Below are 9,375 nucleotides of genomic sequence, written 5' to 3'. Positions count from 1 at the left end.
GCCTTCGTCGGGGTCTACAAGCACGACGTCACCTTCATCGGCAGCGCGGTGGGCCTGGGCGCGGCCGGTCGCGAGGATGGCGTTGACGTCCACTTGGGCTACCGCACGAACAGGCTCGAGAGCTTGACCTGGCTGGGCAAGCCGCAGGTCCACGCCATGGTCTCGATCAACAGCGACAACACCTCTAACTTCGTCGCCGCCGGCTTCAACTGGAAGGTCGAGCTTGGCGAGAAGGGCGGCTTCTACCTGCGGCCGGGCCTGGGCCTGGCCTATACCGACGGCAAGGCCAAGCTGCCGCCGGCCAACGCGCCGGGCCTGTCGGAAGAGGAGCGGGCGCGCCGTACTTGGCTCTACTACAATCGGATCGAGTTCGGCTCGCGCGTGCTGTTCGAGCCGGAGCTGGCCCTGGGCTACCAGGTCAGTGATCGGGTATCGGTCGAGCTTTCCTATACCCACCTGTCGAACGGCCAGATCTTCCACCAGGGCAAGAACCAGGGACTTGACGACGCGGGGGTCCGGCTGGTTTACGCCTTCTGACTTCGCGAAGGATGCGTTTGACGCGCCTCCCGACGCCGCCGAAAATCTGAGAAACGCTCGGGGTCGAGTCCTGTCGAAGGACCCCGTGGCGTCACCCGGCAGGCGACAAGGCATATCTCTACCATGGCCAATGTGACCGTTGTCGGCGCCCAGTGGGGCGACGAGGGCAAGGGCAAGATCGTCGACTGGCTCAGCAACCGCGCCGATGTCGTGGTGCGCTTCCAGGGCGGCCACAACGCCGGCCACACGCTGGTGGTGGACGGCAAGGTCTATAAGCTGGCGCTGCTGCCCTCGGGCGTGGTGCAGGGCAAGACCTCGGTCATCGGCAACGGCGTCGTGGTCGATCCCTGGCACCTCTTGACCGAGATCGACAAGATCGCCGACCAGGGCGTGGCGATCACGCCCGACCTCTTGATCCTGGCCGACAACGCCTGCCTGATCCTGCCGCTGCACCGCGACCTGGACCAGGCGCGCGAGGCGGCCTCGACCCAGAAGATCGGCACCACCGGCCGCGGCATCGGCCCGGCCTATGAGGACAAGGTCGGCCGCCGCGCCATCCGCGTCGCCGACTTGGCCGACCCGGAAGCCCTGAAGCCCAAGATCGACCGCCTGCTGGCGCACCACGGCGCCCTGCGTCGCGGCCTTGGTCTGCCCGAGGCGAACGCGCAGGAGCTGTTCGACGCCCTGATGGACCTGGCGCCGCGCATCCTGGCCTACGCCCAGCCGGCCTGGCGGGTGCTGGACCAGGCCTATAAGGCCGGCCGCAAGATCCTGTTCGAGGGCGCGCAAGGCTCCCTGCTGGACGTCGACCACGGCACTTACCCCTTTGTGACCTCGTCCAACACCGCGGCCGGCCAAGCCTCGGCCGGTTCGGGCATGGGCCCGTCGGCGACCGGCTATGTGCTGGGCATCGTCAAGGCCTACACCACCCGCGTGGGCGAGGGCCCGTTCCCGGCCGAGCTGTTCGACGAGGTCGGCAAGCACCTGTCGACCGTCGGCCGCGAGGTCGGCGTCAACACCGGCCGCGCCCGCCGTTGCGGCTGGTTCGACTCGGTGCTGGTGCGCCAGTCGGTGGCCATCAACGGCATCCACGGCGTGGCCCTGACCAAGCTGGACGTGCTGGACGGCCTCGAAACCCTGAAGATCTGCGTCGGCTACAAGATCGGCGACAAGGTGCTCGACTACCTGCCTGCGGGGCTCCGCGACCAGGCCGCCGCCACGCCGGTCTATGAGGAGCTGGAAGGCTGGAGCGAAAGCACCGCCGGCGCCCGCTCGTTCAAGGACCTCAACGCCAAGGCCATCAAATATGTCCGCCGCGTCGAAGAGCTGATCGGGGCGCCCGTCGCCCTTTTGTCGACCAGCCCCGAGCGCGATGACACGATTCTGATGCGCGACCCCTTCCAGGGCTAGAGCTCGCTAGTAAAGCTCGGCGTCGGAAACTCTTGATGTTGATCAAGGCTAAATAGCCGCGGGATTAGTTCCCGCGGTAAACCTTGGTGAACCTTTCTCGCGCCTAGGTTTCTCTCAGTTTCTTTTCGACGGGGGCAGGGGTGGGGCTGCGGGAGCTTCTCGATGACGGGCGCGAGGGCGCGGCGTTGGCGATGAGCCGTCGCAGCCGCACGGCGCGCCTAGTGGTCGCGGTGCTGGCCGCGGCGCTGGTGCTGGCCGAGTTCGGCTGGCGGGTCGCTCTGGGCTGGGCCCTGGTCAACGCCGTGCTCGAGGGCTGGATCGCCTACCTCGAGGTCCATCTGAAGCCGCGCGCCGAGGATCGCTGGACCCTGCTGACCCGCTTCGGCACGCCGACGGTGTTCAGCTTGGCCTGGTCGGCGATGGCCGGCTACTGCTGGATCCATGGCTCGCCGGCCATGAAGTTCACGGCGCTGATCATCCTGTTCGGCCTGATCGTCGAGGCGATCCGCTACGGCGCGATCAGCCTAGGCACGATGCTGGTCATCGCGCCGCCGCCGTTCATCTCGCTGCTGGCCGCGCCGGTCATCGCCACCGGAAAGCCCAGCTGGCAGTGGATTATCATCGCGGTGACCGTCGGCGGCCTCTTATTCTACATGCTGGACGCGGCGCGGCAGTTGCGCGCCGCCAACCAGGCGCTTGAGCGGGCGCAGGACGCGGCCCTGGAGGCCAGCGAGGCCAAGTCCGCCTTCCTGGCGATGATGAGCCACGAGCTGCGCACGCCGATGAACGGGGTGCTGGGCCTGACCCACGCCCTGCGCGGCGCCCGCCTGGAGGGGCGCCACGCCCGCTATCTGGAGATGATCGAGAAATCGGGCCAGGGCCTGATGACTATCCTCAACGACATCCTGGACCTGTCCAAGATCGAGGCCGGCAAGCTGGAGCTGGACGTCGCGCCGTTCGACCTGCGCGATCTGCTCGACCACGTCGGCGTGATGTGGAGCGAGACGGCGCGCGGGAAGGGCCTGGCCCTGACCCTGGAAATCGATCCGGCCACGCCCGAATGGGTGCTGGGCGACGTCGCGCGCGTGCGTCAGATCCTGCTGAACCTGATCTCCAACGCCGTGAAGTTCACCGACGACGGCGGCGTGACCGTGCGCGCCGCGTCCGTCGCTGGGCGGGTGGTCTTGTCGGTCTCCGACACCGGTGTCGGCATGACGGATGAGCAGCGCGCGCGCCTGTTCTCGCCCTTCGTTCAGGGCGACCGCTCGATCGCCCGCCGGTTCGGCGGCACCGGCCTTGGCCTGGCGATCTGCCGCCATCTGGCGGACCTGATGGGCGGCGAGGTGGCGGTGGAAAGCGCGCCGGGCCGGGGCTCGACCTTCACGGTCACCCTGCCGCTGGCGCCCGCCGAGAATCCCAGCCCGGTCGAACCCGAGGCGGGCGAGCATCTCGACTTCACCGGCGTCCGGGTGCTGGTGGTCGACGACAACGCGGTCAACCGGACGGTGGCGCGGGCGATCCTTGAAGCGGTGGGCGCGTCGGTGCTGACCGCCGACGACGGCCGCGGGGCGCTGGAGCGCCTGAACGCCGAGCCCGTCGACCTGGTGCTGATGGACGTGCACATGCCGGGGATGGACGGCGTCGAGGCCGTGCGCCGCATCCGCGCGGGCGAGGCGGGACGGGCCGACCTGCCGATCATCGCCCTGACCGCCGACGCCATGGTCGGCGACGCCGAGCGCCTGCTGGCCCAGGGTTTCGACGACGCCCATCCCAAGCCGATCGCGCCGGCGGGCCTGCTGGCGACCGTGGCGCGCCTCTCGGCGGCGGGCGGAGCGTCTCGCGATCCGCAGGCGGCCTGAACCGCGTTCGGTCAGTTTTTGTTAGCGCGCGGGCGCGTAAGACAGAGCCTCAAGTCCTCCGAGGGAAATCGTGTCCGTCGTCGCGCGCCGTCGCAAAACCAGGCCCGTCAACGCGGCCGACCGCCTGGCGCGCAGCCTGCGGGCCCTGGCCCATACCGGCTCGACCAGCCGGGTGCTGAATCTGGTCGAGATCGAGGCCAAGAGCGGCAAACGCCCCGAATACGCCGAGCATCCGCTGTTCCGGAATCGCGTCCTGAACAGCGCCCTGATCCTGAAACACCGCGTGCGGAACGATGACGTCTATCTGTTCGACGAGGCGCGGCCGCTGGCGACCAAGATCATCATCCCGTTCGACCGCTCGGACCTGGGCCTGGGCGGCCGGTCGGTGTTCGTCGGCCAGCGGGGCTGGATCGAGATGCTGGCCGACGCCTGCAACGCCTCCGGCCGCCTGACCCGCGACCTGACCGTGCTGCACGCGATCGACGCCCTGCCGTCGCTGGATCCGTTCCTGCTGCGCGAACACCTGCGCCAGCATGAGCTGACCGTGGCCCACTGCTACTTCGCGCTGTCGCCGGCCGACATCGACCAGATGCAGGGCTTCGTCGGCATGGAGATCGGCCACCTGATCGAGCTGGCCTATGGCGAGCAAGGCGGCGCGCGCCGCTCGCAGGCCGGGCGCATGGTCGAGGCGCTGCTGGCGGCCGACTTCGACGAGCGCCTGTCGCCCCTGCGCCTGACCTTGGGCATGGAGGGCCACAGCTTCAAGGACGGCGTCTTCGCCTGGAAGGGCGTGCTTTACTACAAGTGGATGCTGACCCGGCTGTGGCCGCTGCTGACCAAGATCTGCGACGAGCTGGACCGCCTGGCCGTGACCGGCTTCCGCGACGAGACCGACGAGCGCTACGTGGCGCTGGCGCGGCGACGCCTGCAGGGCGCGCTGCCCGTCGAGCGGCAAGCCATCCTGCGGACCCTGAAGATCTACGACGACGCCTTCGAGCAGCTGGTCCGCAATCGTCGGCCGCAGGCGTTTCGCGAGTTCCTGCTGAGCGCTCCGGAGCTGTTCTTGAACCTCGGCGAGCGGGTCGGGGCCATCGCCCACATCGCCAGCTACTGGCGCTATCGCTTCCCCGAGGGCCAGCCGCTGACGGCGGACGCCGAGGAGGCGGTGGACCTTCTGCAGGACTTCGAGACCAGCCTGGCCATCCCGCTCAACCCTTAAGTGGGGACGTTCCCGGTTTGGCGAGCGGAATCTTAACGTTTTGGTTTCACTCTCCCGATCCTAATCGCAGGAGCCTCGGGTTCTCGTGTTCGACGGCAACGTCCGCACCATCCAACGTGTCGCCGCCAAGGTGCAGCGGGTTCTGGTCGTCGATCCGAACCCCGCCATGGCGCGCCTGCTGGCCGAGCACATGCGTCCGCTGGGCGCGGTCGAGATGTTCTCCGCCCCCACGGCGGAGAAGGGCTACGCCCTGGCCCGGACCACTGATCCGCAGCTGATCTTCGTCGAACACGCCCAGTCCGGCGTCGACGGCGTGGCCTTCACGCGCAAGATCCGCCGCAGCGACCTGATCTGCCGCGAGGCGCCGATCATCATGTGCGCCACGGAGGCGACCGCCGACGTGATCTTCGACGCCCGCGACGCCGGCGTGCACGAGTTCATGCGCAAGCCGTTCAACATCAAGGATCTGGAGCGCCGGCTCGAGGCCGTGACGCTGAAGCCGCGCGACTGGGTCGAGGGCGTGGGCTATGTCGGCCCCGACCGTCGCCGGTTCAACTCGGCCGATTATCGCGGGCCTCGCAAGCGCAAGGCCGACGCCAGCGCCACGCCCGCCGCGCGTCTCTCGCAGGCGCTGCGCATCGTCAAGTCGGCCGCCGCGGCGTTGGACACCGATCCGGCGCAAGCCCGCCGCGCCCTGGCCGCCCAGGCCCACGAACTGCGTCTGGTGGGCGAAGCGGTCAAGGACGACCGGCTGCGGCAGGCGGCCGACGCGCTGGGCGCCTGCACCCAGGCTGATCTCGCCGGCCCGGGCGGCCGCGCCGACCTCATCAAGCGCATCGACGCCCTGATGGGCTTCATGGCTCCCGAGGACAAGGGCCGCGCGGCCTGATCTGATCTTTTCCGGTCGTGGAAATGAAAGAAGGCGGCGCCTGTGACGCCGCCTTCTTCGTCTTCTGATCGCGAGGCGAACAGGCCTTAGAAGGCCATCCGCGCAACCAACTGGAACACCGGACCGGCCTTTTCACGCTCCAACTCGTATTCGTCGAACGAGCGGCCGCGCTGGTCGGCGATCGTGGTGAACTTGTTGAAGGTTTCCTTCTTGTCGGCGTCGAGCAGGTTCGATCCGGTCAGGCGCACGACCATGCTCTTGCCGATGCGCTTTTCGATGAAGGCTTCCAGGTCCGCGCCATAGGTGGTGGTCACTTCCTCGCCGACGACGCGGCTATAGGCCTCGCCCTGCTTGCGATAGGTCATGCCGAAGGCGGCGCCGAAGGTCGGGAGGTCTTGGATGAAGCCGATGTTGAACACCGACTCCGCTTGGCTGTTGAAGCGACGCTTGCCGAACTCGTCGTTCACCTCGCTATCGAGATACGAGTAGTTCAGAAACACGCCGGTGTTGTCCATGCCGATGAACGACAGCGGCGTCGAGAGGTCGAACTCGATCCCGTAGACCTTGCCGTCGCCGGTGTTGCGGGCCGAGTACAGCCAGGTGACGTCATCCGGCGGATCGTTGGCCGAGCCGGGCGCGCCGGTGTTGTAGATCTCGATCAGGTCCTTGATGTCGCGATAGAACAGGTTGACGCCGAACACGCCGTCGCGGCCCATGCGGCGCTCATAGCCGACATCGACCCCCCAGGCCTTTTCCGGCGCCAGGGTCGGATCGCCGCGGAAGTCGTTGTCGCCGAGCTCTTCCTCCAGCGTGACCGGCGACAGGTACTCGAAGCTGGCCCGACGCACCGTGCGCGCCATCGAGGCGTAGACCTGATCGGCCTTGGTCAGGTTGTAGCGGATCGAGGCCGAGGGCAGCAGGACCTTGTAATCGTTATCGGTCTTCTGGTTGATCACGAAGTCCTGGACCGTCACGTCGGTCGTCTCGTAGCGCAGGCCCGCTTCCCACTTCAGGCCGTTCGAGCGGCCCGAGAGCATCACGTAGGGGTCGATCCGGGTCTGCTCCAGCCGCGCCTTGCTGGTGATACCGTAGGGCTTGTAGGCCGGCGGGGTCGCGGCGGGCAGGTTGTAGCGGTTGCGCGGAACCTCGCTGACGCGCGAGTCGCGGCGCTTGCCCTCGTACTGCACGCCGAACTCCAGATCGGCGCCGGCGACCAGTTCGCGCTTGTGCTCAAGCTTTGCCGTGACCTCGTCGTCGGTGATGCGGGTCTTGGCGCGGTCGCCGGTGAAGCGATCACCGTCGGGGAACGGGGTGGAGTCGCGAAGATACTCGGTCTCGTATTCGAACTCGTACTCATCGTTCTGGAACGCCGCGTAGCCCAGCTTGATGCTGGTCTCGCCGCCGGCCATCGGGAACTTGTACTTGCCGTTCAGCGCGTAGCTGTCCTGCTGGATGTCGACGTCGTTGTCGTTGATGGTCAAGAGGTTGGCGGTGGTCTCGACGCCGTTCCGGTACTCGATCGAATCTTCGTTCTGATAGCGATCGGTGTGGACGTAGAAGCCGCCCACCGACAGCTGGCCAGCGCCGACCGGCACGTCGTAGGCGATGTTGAACGAGCTGTCCGTGCCGTTGCGGACGTCGCTCTGGAGTTCGTTGTTGTTCAGGCCGGCGCCGGGCTTGTCATAGCGCAGGCTCAGCTTTTCCTTCGGATTGCGGCGGCCTTGGACGTTGGCGCCGATCAGCAGCCGGCCCGGGCCGACCTGACCACCCCAAACCGCGCCGAGCACCTCACGCACGCGCTTGTCGTCAAAGTGGAGAGCGCCGACGCGGACATAGCCGCCGTCCAGCGCCATGGCGTCGCGCAGGACGATGTTGAGGGCGCCGGCCACCGCGTCGCCGCTGCGGTTGGCGCTGTTGCTGCGCACGATTTCGATATGGTCGATCAGTTCGGCCGGGATGCGGTCGACGAAGAAGGCCTGATCGGCGCCATTGCCGAACGACCCGGAGCTGGAGCCCGAGCCGGGGACCTTCTCGCCGTTGATCAGGATCTGAGTGTAGGCCGGGTCAAGGCCGCGCAGACGCACGCCGTCCGACTCCAGCACGTCCGACAGGAACGACACGCTGGGCACGCGCTTGAGGGCGTCGCCGACGGTCAGCGGCTCGAAGCGCTGGAAGTAGTCCAGGCCATAGTCGAGAACCGGCGCGGTCGACTCGCTGCGGTTGCGATAGGCGATCTTGGCCTGCACCACGACCTCGGATGCGATGGTCGGCGCATCGGCGGTGGCGATCGGCGCGTCGGCCGGAGCGTTTTCGGGCGCCGCGATCACGGCCGACGCCGCAGCCAGCGGCGCGAACGCCGCCAGCGCGAAGAGCATGGTCTTCTTCATCCTAATCCCCTTGTTGGCCGCGCGCTCTTGAGCAGGCGCGCCTAGACAGCCCCAAGGGTCGGCTTAGTTTTCGTACGCGATGTTTCGCTGACGGTTTTGTTGCAGAACTTTGAAGCGTCACTGTTCGGAGGGCTGAACGCCCAGTGTTCGCGCTCAGGTCGTCGGGCGCTCTGGAGCTATGAACTCAAGCCTGTTTAGCGGGTTCAGGGCGTCTCGGCCGTTTACCGCCGCCCCGCCGGCCGTTGCAGCCAATGGCGCAGCGCCCCGTTGACCGCGCCAGGCGCCTCCATCGGGGCCATGTGGCCGGTGTTCGGGATCACCACCAGGTGGGTGCAGCCGATGGCGGCGGCCATCTTGCGGTGCCCCTCGGCCGGCGTGATCTGGTCGTTCTCGCCGACGATGATCAGCAGCGGGACCCGCAGCGCCCGCAACGCGGCCTCGCCGTCCTCGCGCTGCAGGCTGTTCTGGCGCAGGAAGACCTCGCGGCCCAGGCGCTGGGTCATGTCGACGATGCGGGTGGTCAGCTCCGTGTCGTCGAGGCGCGAGGCGTCGACATAGGACTTCAGGATCGCCTGGCCGATGCCCAGGAAAGTCCCGCCCTTGGCGGCGGCCTTGTTCAGCGCCTGGCGCTGGGCGGCGCGCTGGGGCGTGTCGACATGGATCGAGGTGTCCAGCAGGGCCAAGCGCTCGATCCGCTCGGGGGCGATGCGGGCGATCTCCTGGGCCACGTAACCGCCCATCGAGAAGCCGGCCACGGCGAAGCTCGGCTCGGCGTGCTCCAGCACATGCTCGGCCATCGCGCGGATGGTGGCGTAGGGCGTCAGGTCCGGAACCCAGACCCGCGCGACGTCCGAAAGGCCGCTGATCTGGTCGCGCCACAGCGCGGCGTCGTTGAGCAGGCCGGGAAGCAGGATCAGCTGGGGCAGAGGAGCGGTCATGAGGTCTTTTATTCGCTTCTCCCCTTGCGGGAGAAGGTGTCAGCGAAGCTGACGGATGAGGGGTAGAAAGGCCTCTCCGGCTAGCGGAGCGCGACCCCTCACCCGACCGCCTTCGGCGGCCACCCTCTCCCGCAAG

Annotated in this window: 7 protein-coding genes; 5 read left to right on the top strand and 2 right to left on the bottom strand. The window is 67.7% G+C overall.

What is annotated here, in order from left to right; translation table 11 throughout:
- The 5 genes from AX690_RS19195 to AX690_RS19175 all read left to right on the top strand — a co-directional run.
- Window positions 1–537 (top strand): acyloxyacyl hydrolase (locus tag AX690_RS19195; RefSeq protein ID WP_066730518.1); only part of this gene is annotated, 537 nt, incomplete at its 5' end.
- Window positions 538–660: 123 nt separating this feature from the next.
- Entirely contained in the window at window positions 661–1,947 is a 1,287-nt protein-coding gene (locus AX690_RS19190) for an adenylosuccinate synthase (protein WP_066682741.1), read from the top strand.
- 191 nt (window positions 1,948–2,138) lie between these two features.
- On the top strand, window positions 2,139–3,806 hold the full coding sequence (locus tag AX690_RS19185; RefSeq protein WP_231732243.1) for an ATP-binding protein: 1,668 nt from the start codon (window positions 2,139–2,141) through the stop codon (window positions 3,804–3,806).
- A 70-nt stretch (window positions 3,807–3,876) separates the two neighbouring features.
- A complete protein-coding gene (locus AX690_RS19180; RefSeq protein WP_066682742.1) occupies window positions 3,877–5,025 on the top strand; it encodes a hypothetical protein in 1,149 nt (382 codons plus the stop codon).
- A gap of 85 nt (window positions 5,026–5,110) precedes the next feature.
- Complete coding sequence (locus tag AX690_RS19175) at window positions 5,111–5,914, top strand: response regulator (RefSeq protein WP_066682743.1); 804 nt, start codon at window positions 5,111–5,113, stop codon at window positions 5,912–5,914.
- An 86-nt stretch (window positions 5,915–6,000) separates the two neighbouring features.
- Here AX690_RS19175 and AX690_RS19170 read toward each other — a convergent pair whose 3' ends face one another.
- Window positions 6,001–8,301: a TonB-dependent siderophore receptor gene (locus AX690_RS19170; protein WP_066682744.1), complete on the bottom strand. Its 2,301-nt coding sequence runs from the start codon at window positions 8,299–8,301 to the stop codon at window positions 6,001–6,003.
- Window positions 8,302–8,522: 221 nt separating this feature from the next.
- Window positions 8,523–9,239: an alpha/beta fold hydrolase gene (locus tag AX690_RS19165; protein ID WP_066682745.1), complete on the bottom strand. Its 717-nt coding sequence runs from the start codon at window positions 9,237–9,239 to the stop codon at window positions 8,523–8,525.
- Between the last annotated feature and the right edge of the window lie 136 nt (window positions 9,240–9,375).

Origin of the sequence: Caulobacter sp. CCH9-E1 (genome assembly GCF_001556515.1) — a bacterium.
Lineage (GTDB): Bacteria > Pseudomonadota > Alphaproteobacteria > Caulobacterales > Caulobacteraceae > Caulobacter.
Note: the sequence above shows the minus strand (reverse complement) of the source record. Positions and strands in the feature narration are given on the sequence as shown.